Source organism: Streptomyces sp. NBC_01257, from assembly GCF_035917255.1.
Taxonomy (GTDB): Bacteria; Actinomycetota; Actinomycetes; order Streptomycetales; family Streptomycetaceae; genus Streptomyces.
In genome coordinates this window covers 6,476,458-6,492,182 of sequence record NZ_CP108472.1, presented here as the reverse complement: position 1 = coordinate 6,492,182, position 15,725 = coordinate 6,476,458, and the positions used below count along the sequence as shown (strand labels likewise).

The 15,725-nt window shown below is 71.9% G+C and carries 13 protein-coding genes; 4 read left to right on the top strand and 9 right to left on the bottom strand.

The genetic code is table 11. From position 1 onward, the window contains the following. Positions 1 to 25 precede the first annotated feature (25 nt). Positions 26 to 1,303: an outer membrane protein assembly factor BamB family protein gene (locus OG408_RS28385; RefSeq protein ID WP_326672700.1), complete on the top strand. Its 1,278-nt coding sequence runs from the start codon at positions 26 to 28 to the stop codon at positions 1,301 to 1,303. On the opposite strand, the gene OG408_RS28380 is transcribed toward OG408_RS28385, so the two are convergent. Genes OG408_RS28380 through OG408_RS28365 form a run of 4 tightly spaced genes read right to left on the bottom strand, consistent with a single transcriptional unit; the run spans position 1,269 to position 4,320 of the window. Beyond that, positions 1,269 to 1,964 (bottom strand): class I SAM-dependent methyltransferase, encoded by a 696-nt coding sequence (locus tag OG408_RS28380; protein WP_326672698.1) that lies wholly within the window; start codon positions 1,962 to 1,964, stop codon positions 1,269 to 1,271. The genes OG408_RS28385 and OG408_RS28380 overlap by 35 nt on opposite strands. Before the next feature lie 57 nt (positions 1,965 to 2,021). Next, positions 2,022 to 3,047, bottom strand: coding sequence for an ABC transporter permease (locus OG408_RS28375; protein ID WP_266783264.1), 1,026 nt, complete (start codon positions 3,045 to 3,047; stop codon positions 2,022 to 2,024). Beyond that, positions 3,044 to 3,934 (bottom strand): ABC transporter ATP-binding protein, encoded by an 891-nt coding sequence (locus tag OG408_RS28370; RefSeq protein ID WP_326672696.1) that lies wholly within the window; start codon positions 3,932 to 3,934, stop codon positions 3,044 to 3,046. Before OG408_RS28370 ends, OG408_RS28375 begins: the two co-directional genes overlap by 4 nt. Then, positions 3,931 to 4,320, bottom strand: a complete 390-nt coding sequence (locus OG408_RS28365) for a GntR family transcriptional regulator (RefSeq protein ID WP_266783260.1) — start codon at positions 4,318 to 4,320, stop codon at positions 3,931 to 3,933. Before OG408_RS28365 ends, OG408_RS28370 begins: the two co-directional genes overlap by 4 nt. A 175-nt stretch (positions 4,321 to 4,495) precedes the next feature. On the opposite strand from OG408_RS28365, the gene OG408_RS28360 reads away from it, so the two are divergent. Continuing rightward, a complete protein-coding gene (locus OG408_RS28360; protein WP_326672694.1) occupies positions 4,496 to 6,109 on the top strand; it encodes an adenosine deaminase family protein in 1,614 nt (537 codons plus the stop codon). 60 nt (positions 6,110 to 6,169) lie between these two features. Here OG408_RS28360 and OG408_RS28355 read toward each other — a convergent pair whose 3' ends face one another. From OG408_RS28355 to OG408_RS28345, 3 genes are all read right to left on the bottom strand, one after another. Beyond that, on the bottom strand, positions 6,170 to 6,766 hold the full coding sequence (locus tag OG408_RS28355; RefSeq protein WP_266783256.1) for a dihydrofolate reductase family protein: 597 nt from the start codon (positions 6,764 to 6,766) through the stop codon (positions 6,170 to 6,172). A 90-nt stretch (positions 6,767 to 6,856) separates the two neighbouring features. After that, entirely contained in the window at positions 6,857 to 8,266 is a 1,410-nt protein-coding gene (locus tag OG408_RS28350; protein ID WP_326672691.1) for a hypothetical protein, read from the bottom strand. A gap of 64 nt (positions 8,267 to 8,330) precedes the next feature. Next, positions 8,331 to 9,110: an SDR family oxidoreductase gene (locus tag OG408_RS28345; RefSeq protein WP_266783252.1), complete on the bottom strand. Its 780-nt coding sequence runs from the start codon at positions 9,108 to 9,110 to the stop codon at positions 8,331 to 8,333. Between the two features lie 126 nt (positions 9,111 to 9,236). On the opposite strand from OG408_RS28345, the gene OG408_RS28340 reads away from it, so the two are divergent. Further along, entirely contained in the window at positions 9,237 to 9,878 is a 642-nt protein-coding gene (locus OG408_RS28340; protein ID WP_326672689.1) for a TetR-like C-terminal domain-containing protein, read from the top strand. Between the two features lie 44 nt (positions 9,879 to 9,922). Further along, the gene (locus OG408_RS28335; protein ID WP_266783248.1) at positions 9,923 to 10,591 is read left to right on the top strand and encodes a class I SAM-dependent methyltransferase; all 669 of its coding nucleotides are present in this window, start codon (positions 9,923 to 9,925) and stop codon (positions 10,589 to 10,591) included. A gap of 61 nt (positions 10,592 to 10,652) precedes the next feature. Here OG408_RS28335 and OG408_RS28330 read toward each other — a convergent pair whose 3' ends face one another. Then, entirely contained in the window at positions 10,653 to 13,733 is a 3,081-nt protein-coding gene (locus tag OG408_RS28330) for a glycoside hydrolase family 3 protein (RefSeq protein WP_326672687.1), read from the bottom strand. Between the two features lie 117 nt (positions 13,734 to 13,850). Then, positions 13,851 to 15,725: a discoidin domain-containing protein gene (locus OG408_RS28325; protein ID WP_326672685.1), complete on the bottom strand. Its 1,875-nt coding sequence runs from the start codon at positions 15,723 to 15,725 to the stop codon at positions 13,851 to 13,853.

Below are 15,725 nucleotides of genomic sequence, written 5' to 3'. Positions count from 1 at the left end.
GGGACAACGCGTCGGTCGCCGGGCCGTGCTCGGGGCCGGAGTCGTGGGGGCCGGGTCGCTGGTGGCCTGGCGGGTGTTCGGCGACTCGCGCGAGGCCGTACCCGCACCGCCCGAGCGGCCCCGCACCTGGTCGTACGCGATGGCCGGGGCCTCCGGCGCGTTGAGCAGCCTGAGCGTCTCGGGCGGGTCCCTCTACGCCACAGCCGACGGCCCGCCGTCCGTGCATGCGGTGAACGCCGCGAGCGGGCGTGGGCGGTGGGTGGCCGAGGTGAAGGCCGAAGCAGGGCTCGGGCCGGTGGCGGTCGTCGGGTCGAACCTCTACGTCGCGGCCGAGGGCGGGCAGGTCAACGCCCTCGCGGCCGGCGACGGCAGCCGGCGCTGGGCGAGCGGGGCACTGGGCGGTGGGCCTCCGGTGGCACCGGTGGTGATCGGCTCCACGGTGTGTGTGCTGATGGAGACGGAGAAGGTGGCGGACAACGCCGGTTCGACGCACACCCTGGTCGAGGGAGTGCTGTGCGGGCTGGACGCGGCGAGCGGCCGTACCAAGTGGCGCACCGGAGGGAACCGGCTGCTGCTCGCGGACCGGCCCCGCGGACAACTCGTGGCGGAGAGCCGGGACGGCGACCGGGTGTCCGTGCTCGACGCCGACACCGGTGACGCGCGCTGGTCGCTGCCGCGGCAGGACAGCGTGGCACTCGGGGCGAAGGTGATGTACGCGACCGGGGCCGGGAAGGCCAACGAGGTCGTCGCGTACGACCTCGCCACCGGTGCGCGGCTCTGGAGGTCCCCCGCGCCGCCCAGGGAGTCCGGCCGCTCCCCCGGTGCGCGGGTCACCGTCTCCGACGACGGGCGCACGGTCTACGCCTGCGAGGCGGGGACCGGGGCCGTGTACGCGTACGACACGGCGACGGGCGACAGGCGCTGGCGCGTGACCGTCGATTCGCCGGTGACGCCCGAGGCGGCGTCGGGCGGGTCCGCCGTGTTCCTGGCGACGAGTGACGGTTTCCGGGGGTCGCGCTCCAGTGGCGGGAAGGAGCCGGACGGCTATGTCACCGCACGGGCCGCGTCCGACGGGAAGCGGCTGTGGCGTACGACGTCGGACGACTGCACCTCCGCTCCGGCCCTGGTGCCGGGCCGGTCGGTGCTGCTGGCCCACGGCTCGCACATCTGGGCCTACGACGCCCGGACCGGGGCGCGGCTCTGGCGCGTGGCGGGCAGGACGGGCGCGGCCCGGGTCCCGCTGGTCGCCGGCGGCAGGCTGTACGTGGTCACGGACACGGGGATCGGCGCGGTGGCGGTGTGAGGCCCGCGCGACTGGCCGTGAGGTAGATGCGGCGGGTCGGGATCTCGTCGTCGTACGCCTCGCGGACCGTGCAGCCGTCGACGCGGAAGCCCGCGTCCCGGGCCGCCCTGCGGAGCTCGTACGGCGTGAACTCCGCCCAGTACACCCGCAGATCGCTGCCGAGCGGATCGTCGACGACGTGGTCGCCCGTCCCCTCCTTCGCCACGATCAGCAGCTGGCCGCCGGGGCGGACCGCCGCCGCCCATGAGATCAGGGTGGCGGCCAGATGCCGTTTGGGCCGGTCGTGGAGCGAGTAGTACGAGACGAGGCCGTCGAGCCGCTCCCCCGCGATGTCCCGCTGGTCCATGACCGCGAACCGGCAGCCGGGCTTCTCCTGCCGGGCGAGGGCGACGCAGCGCGGCGAGAGGTCGATGCCCAGCACGTCGAGGCCGTGGGCGGCCAGGAGTTCGGTCACATGGCCGCAGGGCCCGCAGCCGGCGTCGTACACCCTGCCGCCCTCGGTGACGCGCCCGGCGAAGGCGTGCAGGATCTCGCGGTCGAAGGGCTTGGTGTCCAACTCGTCGCGGAACAGCCGGAGATAGTGGGCGGCGCGTGCGTCCCAGGTGCGGACGACGTCGGCGGTGCTGCCGGGCTCCGGCGGGGAAGGTCGCGGGTCAGCCATCGCACCAATGTAGGGGTACCGCTGCCGGTGCCCGAGGGCACCGGCAGCGGCGTGCGGTCAGTCCAGGCGCCGGCGCAGCCACCAGGCGCTGAACCCGGAAAGGATGCCCGCGAGCGCGACGAAGATCCCCGTCTCGATCCACTGGAAGGTCCAGTAGCGGTCCCCGGGCTGGTACTCCACCGCCACATGGAAGTCCGACTTCGCGAAGCAGCGCAGCGGGTCGGTCTCCCGTGCGGCACAGCCCGCGCTGCCACGCATTTCCTTGCCGTCGGAGTTCAGTACCGGGCCGAGGTCGGACAGGACCCAGGCCCCGGACCTGGACAGGCCCACCTTCACCTGGGCGTTCTCCCCGTCGCCCGACAGCATGATGTCGGTGGCGCTCCATGTGGCGCCCTCGGCGGGCCTCCCCTCCTGCGCCGCCATGCCGAGGCCGGCGAGTGCCACCTCCGCCCGCACCGGCTCCATGAGCAGCGGCCGGATCGCGTACGGCACGAGGATCTGGACCGCGGCGAAGAAGGCGAGGGTCACCGCCATCGCGGGGACCGTCCGGCGGATCAGCAGTCCGGCGCAGACTCCGACGGTGAAGGCGAAGGCGGCGTAGCCGAGCGGTGCGACGCCCCGGCCGTCGAACAGCAGCGGGTCGAAGCGGTTGCTGGTGATCTCGTCGAGCGGCCGGGCCCACCAGGTCACCATGAGGCTGAGCAGACCGGTGACGGCGACGGACGACAGGCCGACGGCCGTGAGCTTCACGGCGAGCCAGTGGCCGCGACTGATGCTCTGGTTCCAGATCAGCCGGTGCGTGCCCGCCTCCAGTTCCCGGGCGATGAGCGGCGCTCCCCAGAAGATCCCTATGACGCCCGGTACGGCGACGAGCAGTCCCGTGACGAGGGCGGCCAGGGTCTCGTACTCGTGGACGAACGCGTTCTTGGCCGCTTCGCAGGTGGTGGAGCAGCCGGCCACGTCGCCGTCGTACGAGGTCCTCATCTGCGTCCCCGTGATCACAAGGGCGATCCCGACAGCGGCCAGCGCCGCCAGGGCCAGGAGGGTCTGGACGCGGTACTGGCGCCAGGTCAGCCAGATCATCGCTGTGCCTCCGGGGTCATCGTGGCGACAGTGGTTCTGCCTTCGGCCATGTAGGTGAGGACCAGGTCCTCCAGATCGAGGGGCTCCAGAACCCAGGCGGGGTCGTGAACGGCGGTGTCGGCACGCACCAGGAAGGTGCTCTGGCGTTCGGTGTGCGTGGCCTGGAGCACCCGCATTCCCTCCGGGAGGCTCGACGCGTCACGGCGGGTCGTGGTCAGCCGGAAGTGGGTGGAGATCAGGTCGTCGACATCTCCGGCGAGCTGGACCCGGGAGGCGACCAGGGAGATCAGGTGGTCGCAGACCCGTTCCAGGTCGGAGACCAGGTGCGAGGAGAGGATGACGGTGGTGCCGTGCTCGGCGACGTGCTTCATGAGTCCCTGAAGGAACTCGCGGCGGGCCAGCGGGTCGAGGGCCGCCACGGGTTCGTCCAGGATCAGCAGTTCGGGGCGCTTGGCCACGGCGAGCGTCAGCGCGACCTGGGCCCGCTGGCCGCCGGAGAGCTTGCCGACCCGCTGGGCGGGGTCGAGGCCGAGGTCCCGGATCCGGCCCTCCGCGAGGCCCTTGTCCCAGGTGGGGTTGAGGCGGGCGCCCAGGTGCAGGTGGTCGGCGATGGACAGCCCGGTGTACGTGGGGGTGTCCTGGGCGACGAAGCCGACCTTGGCCAGCTGGGCCGCGTCGGCGGCGGGCCGTCCGCCGACGACTTCGATGGTGCCCGAGGTCGGGGTGATCAGCCCGCAGGCGAGTTGCAGGAGCGTTGACTTCCCTGCCCCGTTGGGGCCGACGAGGCCCACGACCCGGCCGGCGGGCACGCTGAGCGTGCAGTCCGAGAGTGCCTGGCGGCGGCCGTAGCGCTTGCCCAGGCCGATGGCTTCCAGAATGGCGGTCATTGCTCCTCTTCGGTGGCCGTACGGAACGTGCTCAGGAACAGGGCCTCGATGCTTTCCTCGTCCAGCCCGGCGGCCCGGGCCCGCTCCAGCCACCCACGCAACTCCTGCCGCAGGGGCTCGTGTTGGGACAGAGAGGCGTCACTGAGAGTGCTCGACACGAAGGTGCCGACGCCGGGCTTCTTGGACACCAGCCCCTCGTACTCGAGCTCCCGGTACGCCTTGAGCACGGTGTTCGGGTTGATCGCCACCTTGGCCGCGACGTCCTTGACCGTGGGCAGGCGATCCCCCTCGAACAACAGCCCCAGCCGCATGGCCTGTCGGACCTGGTGCACCAGTTGCAGGTACGGCGCGACGCCGGACCGGGCATCGAGGTGAAACTCGATCACCGTCTCCTCTATTCATCTAGGGTCCTAGCACTATAGGACTCTGGCGGTATGTCACGTCAAGGGCCGTCGCGGGGCAGGCGAAGATCATTCGGTCCCCCACTCGATCGAGTGGACGTGCCCTGCCACGGCCGCGATTCAGGTGATATCCATCTGAACCAGACGCGATCATTCGGCGGTGATCTCAACCACCCCGACGGCACGCCGTCACAAGTACCCCTTCCTGGCCGGTCTCGGCTCACTCGCCGTGCTGGCCCTGCTCCCGGCGGTCCCGGCCGAGGCCGCGCCGGGAGCCGACGCGTCGCCGCAGGGCGTCCGGTCCGTCTCGCCCCGCGTGGTGACCGCGGCCGAGCGCAGGACCGCCGCGTACCTCGACGCGTCGCAGAGCAGGCCCGAGCGGCTGAACGCCTTCTTCAGGGCGCTGCCCAAGGGCGGCGACCTGCACAACCACCTGTCGGGCGCGGCCTCGACCGAGTACCTGATCAAGCTCGCGATGGACCGGGGCCTGTGCATCGACGCGACGATGACGGCCGTCGCGCCGCCCTGCGGCACGGGCACGAGGCCGGCCGCCGACGCGCGGACGGACGCGGACTTCCGGCAGCAGATCATCCGGGCCTGGTCCATGCAGGACTTCCCGGCCGACGAGTCCGGGCACGACCACTTCTTCGACACGTTCGGCAAGTTCGGCCTGGCGACGTGGGACCGGGGCAAGCTGCTGGCCAATGTGGCCAACTCGGTGGTGAAGCAGAACCAGTTCTATCTGGAGACCATGGTCACTCCCGCGTCGGACAGCGCCAAGAAGCTTGCCGACGAGGTGGGTTACGACGCCGACCTGGCCGTCTTCCACCGCAGGCTGCTGGCCGGCGGGCAACTCGACCGGGTCGTGAACGAGGCGGTCAAGGAGGCCGACGACGGCGACGCGGACTTCCGTGCGACCGCGCACTGCGACACCGCCAGCCCCGACCCCGGCTGCCGGCTCCCCGTCCGCTGGATCTCCCAGGTCTCCCGGGGCAGCTCCCCGGCCCGGGTGTTCACGCAGATGGCGGTCGGCATGCGGCTGGCCGAGCGCGACCCGCGGTTCGTCGCGGTCAACCTGGTCCAGCCGGAGGACTGGGACAGCTCGCTGAGCAACTACAGCCTCCAGATGCGGATGCTGAAGTACCTGCGCGGCCAGTACCCCGGTGCCCACCTCACCCTGCACGCCGGTGAGCTGGCCCCCGGTCTGGTCAAGCCGGAGGACCTGACCTTCCACATCCGCGAGGCCGTCCTGGTCGCCGGTGCCGAACGCATCGGGCACGGTGTGGACCTGGTCCACGAGGACGACTGGCGGCAGCTCGCCCGGACGATGGCGCGGCGCGGGGTCGCGGTCGAGGTGCCGTTCTCCAGCAACAAGCAGATCCTCGGCATCTCGGGCGACGACCACCCGTTCAACGCCTACCGCCGCTACGGCGTCCCGGTGGTCCTGTCCACCGACGACCCGGGCGTCTCACGGATCGACGTCACCCACGAGTACCAGTACGCCGCCCGGACGTACGGCCTCGGCTACACCGAACTGAAGGACCTGGCCCGCGCCTCGCTGGAGTACGCCTTCCGCGACGGCCGCAGCCTGTGGGCCACCGGTTCCGCCCCCTCCGGCTACCGCCCGGTCCCCGCCTGCCTCGGCAGCCGGCCCGGCGACCGTCCGAGCACGCGCTGCGCCCGCTTCCTGGCCGACAGCCCGAAGGCCGCGACGCAGTGGCGTCAGGAGTCGGCCTTCGCCGCCTTCGAGCGCGCCCACGGCGGCCGGGGCTGACCCTTCCGGTAAGCGTCGTGCCGGGGTGCAGGGCCGAGAGATCCCGCACCCCTCGCGTTTCTAGTCCCTGGCCACCGGCCGGTACGTGCAGACCTGAACTCCGGCGCCGCTGACGGTCGTCGAGACCAGCTCCAGGGTGCGCAGGCCGCCGTCCGCAGGGAAGATCGACTTTCCGCCGCCGAGCAGCACCGGCATGATCACGAGCTTGAGCTCGTCGACGAGGCCCTCACTCAGCAGACCGCGCACCAGGGTGGGGCTGCCCATGACCAGCAGATCGCCGTCGCCCTTGTCGCGCAGCTCCTGAATGCGCCCCACGAACTTCTCGCCGTCGATGCGCTCGGTGTTGTTCCAGGTCAGGTCGGAGTCGCCCAGGGTGCCGGTCACGACGTACTTCTCGATGGCGTTCATCCGGTCGGCGAACGGGTCGCCGGCCCGATCGGGCCAGGCCGCCGCCATCGTCTGCCAGGTGCGGCGGCCGAACAGCAGCGCCCGGGCGGAGCTCATCGCGCTGTCGAAGGCGCCGCCCACCACCTCGGGGTCGAAGAAGGGGTGCGACCAGCCGCCGTGGGCGAAGCCGCCGTCGGTGTCCTCCTCGGGACCGCCCGGCGCCTGCACGACGCCGTCCAGGCTGATGAACTCGCTGATGACGATGCGCATGTGGCTCGCTCCTCGCACTTCCTGCTCCGGATCACGGGTACGGGAGGAGAGACTGCCACGCCGCCCGGAACTCATCGGACCGGGCGCCTGCTAGAAGCCGCCGCCGCCGAAGTCTCCGCCGCCACCGAAGCCGCCGCCGTCGCCGAACCCGCCGCCGCCCCCGTCACCGAAGCCGCCGCCACCGAAGCCCGACGAGTCGAAGTCGGAGCCGGAGAAGTCGCCGCCGCTCCAGTCGCCGCCCGAACCGAAGTCGCCGCCGCCGTACTCCGCCGCGTAGGCCGGGGTGGCGAGCATCGAGCCGAGCATGGTGCCGACCAGCAGGCCGGGGAGCAGGCCGCCGCCGAAGTAGCCGCCCGCCCAGGGGCCGTAGGCCGGACCGGCCTCCCAGTAGGGGCGCCTGCTGCCGTCGCCCATGTCGACGGTGCGGCTCATCGGGTCCTCGCCGTCGCGCAGCCGTATCTCGTCGGCGCCGCAGACCGGGACCTCGCGGGCGGTGCCGCCCGACGGGGTCCAGCGGGCGTCGGCCACGGAGGGGCCGTGGCGCGGGTCGAAGAAGCAGGGCGGCCTGCGGGCGGGGAGTTCGCCGCCGGTGCGGCGGGCGTCCAGGACGGCGAGCGAGTAGCGCCCGTCCTCCAGGGCCTGCGTCACCCCGCGCACGTCGGAGGGGTGCTGGGCGTGTTCCATCCGGGACTTGGCGCTCTCGTAGGAGTCGAGGGCGCGTTCGTAGTCGGCGCGCATCGTGTCGTCGGCGCCCGGCTCCGAGGGGTGGAAGTCGAGCCGGTCCAGGGTCTCGCCGTACGCCGTGATGTCCTCGTCCACGACGACCCGGAGCTTGTCGAGGGCGGCCTGTTCCTCGGCCTCCTTGCGCTTCCGGTTCCGGCGCACGACCGTGTAGGCGCCCGCGCCGCCGAGGACCACCACCGCGCCCACCGCGATCAGGCCCGCGGTCGCCGAGCTGTTGCCGGAGGAGGCGCCGCCCCAGGAACTGGGGGCGCTGCCCCGGGCCTGCTCGACGGCGCGGTCGACGAAGGCGTTGAGCTGGGTCGCGGCGTCCGTGTCCGCGCCGGGCGTCTTCACGGCGGCGGTGAGGTTCTGGACGGCCTGCTCGGACATCACCCGCGGGTCGGCGCCCGCGTTGAAGCCGTCACCGAGGCGGATCGCGTAGACACCGGTGATCCCGGTGTCGGTGCGCAGCGTCCGCAGGACGCTGTCCGCGGGAAACGCGGAGGTCCGCGGGAGCACGGCCACGAAGACCGGCTTGTCGGCGTCCTTGATCTTCTTCGCCAGGGCGTCGGCCTCGGCCCGGGAGAGCTGGCCGGACGCGGCCGGGTCGACGTACACCGGATTCTTGCGCAGCGCCTGCGCCACCTCGTCCACGCCGGCGGCGCCGGTCGCGGCGGTCGCGGCGGGGGCCACGAGCAGCGCGGCCGCCGACAGCAGAAGGAGCAGTCCCGCCAGGAAAGCCGGGACCAGGAAGTGAGGGAACGCCCTGTTCCTCATACTTCGAAGTTAGCCCACTCGGGTGAGCGGCGCCCGGCGAGCGAGGCCGGCCAGGGGCCCGGGGTCAGGCGATGCCGCCGTTGGCGAACAGGACCTGGCCGTTGATCCACCGGCCGCCCGGACCGGCCAGGAAGGCGACGGCGGCGGCGATGTCCTCGGGCGTGCCGAGGCGCTCCAGCGGGGAGGCACCGGCGATCCTCTCGATCAGTTCGGGGCTCTTGCCGTCCAGGAAGAGCGGGGTCGCGGTCGGTCCGGGGGCCACGGCGTTGACGGTGACGTCCCGGCCGCGCAGTTCGCGGGCGAGGATCAGCGTCATCGCCTCGACCGCGCCCTTGGTCGCCGCGTAGGCGGCGTAGGCCGGCTGCTGGAGCCGGGTGACGGACGTGGAGAAGTTGACGAGCGCGCCGCCGGTGCGCAGCCGCCGGGCGGCGAGCTGGGAGACGACGAACGTGCCCCGCACATTGACCCGGTGCATCCGGTCGAAGGCGTCCAGGGCCATCTCCGCCAGCGGGGCGAGCAGCATGATCCCGGCGGTGTTGACCACCACGTCGACGCCGCCGAAGCGCTCCTCGGCCGTGTCGAACAGGGCCGTCATCGCCGTCTCGTCCGCGACGTCGCCGGACAGGGCGACGGCCGTGCCGCCCGCCTCCCGGATCGAGGCGACGACCCGCTCGGCCCGCTCGGCGCTGCCGGAGTAGTGCACGACCACCGGCATGCCGTCGGCGGCCAGCGCCTGCGCGACCGCACCGCCGATCCCTCCCGAGCCCCCGGTCACGATCGCCACCCGGGGCACGGACTGCTCGCCGGTGGTCGTGCCGTTGCCGTTGTCGTCGGTGGTGGTCATGGCGACCTCCCTCTCATTTTGTGGACGATAAGTACATTAACATCATGTGGACGAGTGGTCCATATATATGTGGCCCAGGTGTCCATATAGTGGCTCGGGGGGCCGTGCCGGACGAGGAGGACACGCATGGAACGGACAGCGGCCGGGGGACCCGGCCCGCTCACGCCCGGGCGCGGACGGCGCCGGGCGGAGGACGTCCGGCACGCGACGCTGACCGCGGCCGCCGATCTCCTGCTCGCCGAGGGCGTCCGCGCCCTGACCTTCTCCAAGGTCGCCGCCCGCGCGGGCGTCAGCAAGATGACCCTCTACAAGTGGTGGCCCTCCCCCGGGGCCCTGGCCTTCGACGCGTACTTCAACGCCTTTCAGGCCACCCTCGCCTTCCCCGACACGGGCGACATCCGGCGTGATCTGACGACACAGCTGCACGCGTTCATCGATCTCCTGAACGGCAACGGTCCCGTCGTCGCCGGCATCATCGGGGCCGCCCAGGGCGACCCCGATCTCGCCGATGCGCTCTCGACGCATTACGTCACCCCGCGCCGCGCCCTCGCCGTCGAACGCCTCGCAGTCGCCCGCGACGCGGGCCAGATCCGGGCCGACGCCGACCTGGAGACGATCGTCGACCAGCTCTGGGGAGCCGTCTACCACCGGCTGCTGATGCCCGCGCAGCCGCTGACGACGGAGTTCGCCGACCGGCTGGTCGACCACCTCTTCCGGGGCGTCGCCACGGACCCCGCCGCCGACTCACCGGGACCGGCCGGAAGTTGAGGGCGAGCGGCCCCGACTGGGCGGCCACCCCTTATCTTTGGCCGATGCGCGCCCACTCCGTCGACCGCCCGGCCGACCTCGACACCGTCCGCGAGTCCTACGACCGCGTCGCCGACAACTACGCCCACATGGTGCTGACGACGGGAATCGGGGACATCCGCCGCCATCCCTGGCTCAAGGCGTCGATCGACGCCTTCGCCGACACCGTGACCGGCCTCGGACCCGTCCTCGACGTCGGCTGCGGCCCCGGAACGGTCACCGCCTACCTCGCCGAACGCGGCCTCGACGTGTCCGGCGTCGACCTCTCCCCCCGCATGATCGAGAACGCGCGCCGGCTGCACCCGGAGTGCCGCTTCAGCGTCTCCTCCGCCACCGACCTCGACCTCGCCGAGGCGTCGCTCGGCGGTGTGCTCGGCTGGTGGTCGCTGTTCAACCTGCCCCGTGCCGTGCTGCCCCAGGTGCTCGCCGGGTTCGTGCGCGCCCTGAAGCCGGGCGGACACTTCATCACCGCCACCCATGTCGGCGACGAGGACCTGGTGCGCACCGAGGCCTACGGCGGTGTGCCCGTCAGCTGGACGACGCACAAGTGGCGCCCGGAGCAGTTCGTGGAGCTGATCGAGCAGGCCGGACTGCACCCGGTCGCCGACCTCCGCATCCCCGCGGACGAGCACACCGGTCCCGGCGTCGTCGTCATGGCCAGGAAGCCCGCCTGAGAGCCGGACGGCACACGGGAGCGGGCGGGCGGCATCAGTGCCGCCCGCCCGCTCCCCCGTCTCAGACGGCCCGGTAGGCCGCCCTCAGCTTCGCCACCGCACCGGTCAGGTCACCGGTCAGCAGCAGGTGATCGGCGTCCGCGAACGGCTTGGACACCTTCTCCGTCAGCTTCCCGCCGGCCTTCTGCTGGACCAGCAGCCGGGCCTGGCCGACGATGGTCCGGCCCACCTCGGTCCGGCCGAGACCGGTCCTCTCCGCCACCTGGGCGGCCAGCGCCAGCGCGGTGAGCGTCAGCTCGCCGCCGGCCGGGGGCTTCCTCAGCGTGGTGAGTCCCCAGCCGTAGGGGAACTGCGGGTCGTACGCCGCGTCGCCCACGTTGATCGGCAGCTGCGCCTCGGACTTCGGCCAGGTGACCGGGAGCTGTCCGGTGAAGGCCCGCTTGCCGTAGAGCACGTCGGCCACGCCGTCGCCCTCGGTGCCCGGCAGCCAGGAGGCCACCAGCGCGTCGATGCCGCCCAGCCGGTCGCCGATGAGCTGCGGGCGGCCCGAGACGATCAGGACGGCGCACTTCATCGCGGCGCACACCTTGTCGACCGCGGCCTTGTCGGCGGCGGAGAGTTCCAGGTCGTGACCGTTGCCGACGTCGCCGATGCCCTCGGCGTACGGGGTCTCGCCGACCACCACGACACCGACGTCGTAGCCGTCCGTCGAGGCCGACGCGTCCTTGGAGTACGTGACCGAGGCGGCGTCCTTCCTCATGGCCGAAAGGATCGTGGTGCCCGGGGTGATGTTCCCGGACGAGCCCTGCCAGCTGACGGTCCAGCCGCCGGCCTGGTTACCGATGTCGTCGGCGTTGGAGCCGGCGACGTACACCTTCTGCGAGGACTTCAGCGGCAGCACGCCGCCGTCGTTCTTCAGCAGCACCTGGGACTTGGCCGCGGCCTCACGGGCCACGGCGCGGTGTTCGGCCGAGCCGACCTTGCCGAGGTTGGCGGTGTCGGCGTACGGCTTCTCGAACAGGCCCAGCCTGAACTTCTGCGTCAGGATGCGGGAGACCGCGTCATCGATCCGGGCCTGGGTGATGCGGCCCGCGGTGACCTCGTCCTGGAGCGTCCTCGTGAAGTCCTTGTACGCCGTCGGCACCATGATCATGTCGAGGCCGGCGTTGACCGAGGTGCGGACGTCGCTCGCGTAGTCGCCGGGGATCTGGTCGATGGCCTGCCAGTCGCTGATGACGAACCCGTCGAAGCCCATCCGGTCCTTCAGCACGCCGTTGATCATCGCGGCGTTGGCGTGCATCTTCACCGGGCCCTCGTCGTCCCCGAGGATGTCGAGCGAGGAGTAGGACGGCATGACCGTGCCGACCCCGCGCTCGACGGCCTCGGTGAACGGGGCGAGGTGGACGGCCTCCAGCTCCTGCCGGGTGACCTTGGTGACGCCTTGGTCGATCGGGTACGAACCGGTGGTGGAGGAGCCGTACTCCGTACCGCCGTCGCCCACGTAGTGCTTGGCGGTCGCCAGCACCTTGTCGTTGCGGTCCAGGTCCTTGCCGGAGGCCGCTCCCTGCATGCCCTGGATCACCGTCTCCAGCGACTCCACGAGCGCCGGGTCCTCGCCGTACGCCTCGTAGGCACGGCCCCAGCGGTCGTCGCGCGAGACGCAGAGGCAGGGGGCGAAGTCCCACGGGATACCGGTGGCGCGCACCTCGTTCGCCGTGACGGCGCCGGTCTTCTCGACGGTCCGCGGGTCGCGGGTCGCGCCGAGACCGACGTTGTGCGGCATGATCGTCGAGCCGATCACGTTGTTGTGGCCGTGCACCGCGTCCACGCCGTAGATCAGCGGGATCTGGAAGCGGGTCGCCTGGGCGCGCAGCTGGTAGGAGTCGACCGTCTTCGCCCACGCGGCCGGGGTGTTGGGCGTCGGGACGGAGCCACCGCCGGAGAGCAGCGAACCGAGGTCGTAGGTGGCGATGTCGCCCTGGGAGCTGAGCGCGTTGCGCTCGGCCTGGGTCATCTGGCCGGCCTTCTCGGCGGGCGACATCCGGGCGAGCAGGTCGGCGACCCGCTGCTTCACCGGCAGCTTCGGGTTCTGGTAGGGCAGCCCGTGGGCGTCGATGACGACCTGCGGGTTCTCCTTCGGCGGCCTGGCGCCGGTGACGGTGAGTTCGAGCGGGACCGTCTTCGCGGAGGCGGCTCCGGTGATCTTCTTCGTGTCGACGGAGACGCGGTGCGCGGTGCCGGAAGCCGTGCCGGCGGGGAAGGTGTACGTGCCGCTGACCGGGGTGTAGTCGGTGCCGGATGCCGCGCTGCCGCCCTTGGTCTCGTAGGCGACGGTCACGGGCTCGTCCAGCGGGAGGGAGCCGGTGGTGGCGACGGAGAGGTCGATGTCCGCGGTGGCGCCCTGCGTGACGGGGTGGACGGCCGCGTCCGTGACGACGCTCGCCTTCAGGGCGGCGTCCGCCTTGCCGTACAGCTCCATGCCGTCGATGGCGAACTTGCCGGGGGCGCCGGGCGGCAGGGTGAGGGCGTAGCCCCACATCTCGTTGAGGCCCAGTACCTGGTCGATACCGCCGACCGGCTGGTAGTCGCCGCGGTAGGTGAAGTCGGCGAAGGGGATCTCGACCTGGTGCCAGCCCTCCCAGTCGTCGGTGAAGGAGGTGGTCCACAGCTCGGAGGCCTCGCCGTGGGCGCCGCCGTCCTTGATCTCGAAGCTGATCTTCCTGCCCGAACCGGGCGGCAGGGGTGCGGTGTTCTGGCCGTACCACCAGAACCGGATGCCCCTGTGCGCGGACCAGTCGTGGGCGGGCCGGTCGGCGGCGTAGTCGTGGCTGAGTCCGCCGTAGCCGCTGATGTCGTAGGTGCCTTCGAGGACCTTGGCGCCCTCGGGCGCGTCCGCGCGTTCCTTCAGTGCCAGGGCGGGCGGGTCGTCGGCGTCGCCGCCCCAGGTGAAGATGCCCTCGGCGGGCTGGTTCGCGAAGGGGACCTCGCCCTCGAACCGGTCGACGGCCACGGGTGCCGGATCGTCGGCCGCGGCGGGCGCCGCCGCGCTGGGGACCGCGCCGGCGAGCAGGCCGGCGAGGACGGTGGCGGCGGCGAGTGCGGCCGTCGCGGGTCTCGCGCGGTGACGGGTGCGTGGTGGCATGTGCGGCTCCTCGGTACGGTGACCGCGCGCGGCACGGCGGGGTGCGGGATGCCGTGCCGCGCGCGGGGTGCGGGTGTGACCTTGAGGTGCGGGGGGTGCTTCTGCCGGACGGGCCGGTTACTTCTTCTGCTCGACGCGCACCCAGTCGATCTCCGCCTTGATGCCGCCCTGCGCGATCCGGTCGACGCTGGACTGCGGAAGACCCCAGTAGGGCGTGGTGACCTTGTTCCAGCCGGCCGGATAGGCGCCGCCGAGGGCCAGGTTGAGGATCACGTACTGGTTGTGGTCGAAGACCCACTGGCCGCGGGTCGACTCCAGCTTCTGGCGCGAGGTCGTCTGGACGACCCGGTCGTCGACGGTGAACGTCATGCCCTCGGGCGTCCACTCGACGCCGTAGGTGTGCCACGCGTCGGCGCGGCCGCCGTTCGGATACGTCTGCTGCTTGCCGATGTTGCCGTCGGCCGAGTAGCCCGGGCCGTGCAGGGCGGAGCTGGTCCAGTCGCCGTAGCCGATGTTCTCCATGATGTCCGTCTCGCCCGAGCCGGGCCAGGAGACGGACGGGTCGTCGACATTGCTGCCGAGCATCCAGAAGGCGGGCCAGAAGCCGTCGCCGACCGGCAGCTTCATACGGGCGCTGACCTTGCCGTAGGTGAAGTCGAACTTGGTGTTGGTGTCGACCCGGCCGGAGGTGAAGTCGAAGGTGCCGTTGGGCGTGGGGGTGCACGCCTTGCAGTACTTCGACTCCAGGACGAGGGCGCCGTTCTCGGTGCGGATGTTGTCCGTCGAGTCGACGTAGGCCTGCGACTCGCCGTTGACGGGTCCCATCTCCGTGCCGGTGCGCACCACCCGCCACTTGGAGCGGTCCAGGCCCGAGCCGGTGAAGTCGTCGAAGAAGGTGGTGCTGTAGGCGCCGCCGGGGTTCTTGGGCAGGGCCGGGTAGGCGGCGTCGGCGCTGCCTCCGGTACCCCAGACCTGCAACTCGTAGAGGGAGTAGCCGAACTGGGCGGTGGCGGGCGCCGGGTTGTAGAACGAGCGGCGTTCGACACCGAGCATCCGGACGTAGCGCCCGGTCGCCGGGGTGGGCAGGGTGACCGTGTCATGGCGTCCGGCGGCCTCGCCCGGCGCCTTCACATCGGCGCGGCGGGCGGCGACGTCGGCGGCGGACGGCTGGTGGACGGTGCGCCAGGTGCGGTTGTCGTCGGAGACCTGGATCCGGTAGTCGACGGCGTAGGCCGCCTCCCAGTACAGGTCGACGGTGTCGATCGTGGAGGTGGCGCCCAGGTCGACGCCGACCCAGCGGTCCGCGTTCCAGTCGCTGGACCAGCGCGACTGGTCCGCCTTGAGGTCGGCCGGCCAGCCGCCGTCGGTGACGAAGGCCGGTGAGTTGCCGGCGTGCTGGTAGAGGTTGCCGTACGCGGGGTGGTTCAGGGCCAGGTTGGTGCGGGTCGTGGAGGCGGGGGCCTGCTCCCCTCCGTACACCTTGAAGGAGTACAGGGAGTAGCCCCAGGCGGTCGCGCGCTGGATGCCGCGCATCCGGACGTAGCGTCCGGTGACCTCCTGCGGGTAGGTGTGCGCGGTGACGCTGCCGCCGGTGCCGTCGTCCTCGGTGTAGAAGGCGGTCCAGTCGGTACCGTTCTTCGACACCTCCAGGACGTACTTCTTGCCGTAGGCGGCCTCCCAGTCCAGGGTGACCTGGCTGATGCGGAGGGTGGCGCCGAGGTCCACCCGGATCCAGGCGTCGTCGGCGGTGTTGCTCGACCAGCGGGTGGTGCCGTTGCCGTCGGCGGCGGCCCCCGGTCCTGTGGCGTCGTTCTCGCTGCCGGACGCGGTGACGGCGCCGGGGTCGGCGGTGTGGGCGGCGGCCGCCCGGTCGGTGTCCCAGGCCGCGGCCTGCGCCGCCGGCCGGGGGGCGGCCGGAGCGGCGAAGGCCATGGGAGCGGCGAGGGCGATCAGTGCGGCGGTGGTGGCTGCCAGAGTCGTACGAGAGGGCAC

Coding starts and splice junctions, on each gene's coding strand:
- OG408_RS28330 (WP_326672687.1), bottom strand. CDS start 13,733: ATGCCACCACGCACCCGTCACCGCGCGAGACCCGCGACGGCCGCACTC.
- OG408_RS28370 (WP_326672696.1), bottom strand. CDS start 3,934: ATGACCGCCATTCTGGAAGCCATCGGCCTGGGCAAGCGCTACGGCCGC.
- OG408_RS28355 (WP_266783256.1), bottom strand. CDS start 6,766: ATGCGCATCGTCATCAGCGAGTTCATCAGCCTGGACGGCGTCGTGCAG.
- OG408_RS28350 (WP_326672691.1), bottom strand. CDS start 8,266: ATGAGGAACAGGGCGTTCCCTCACTTCCTGGTCCCGGCTTTCCTGGCG.
- OG408_RS28340 (WP_326672689.1), top strand. CDS start 9,237: ATGGAACGGACAGCGGCCGGGGGACCCGGCCCGCTCACGCCCGGGCGC.
- OG408_RS28345 (WP_266783252.1), bottom strand. CDS start 9,110: ATGACCACCACCGACGACAACGGCAACGGCACGACCACCGGCGAGCAG.
- OG408_RS28335 (WP_266783248.1), top strand. CDS start 9,923: ATGCGCGCCCACTCCGTCGACCGCCCGGCCGACCTCGACACCGTCCGC.
- OG408_RS28375 (WP_266783264.1), bottom strand. CDS start 3,047: ATGATCTGGCTGACCTGGCGCCAGTACCGCGTCCAGACCCTCCTGGCC.
- OG408_RS28380 (WP_326672698.1), bottom strand. CDS start 1,964: ATGGCTGACCCGCGACCTTCCCCGCCGGAGCCCGGCAGCACCGCCGAC.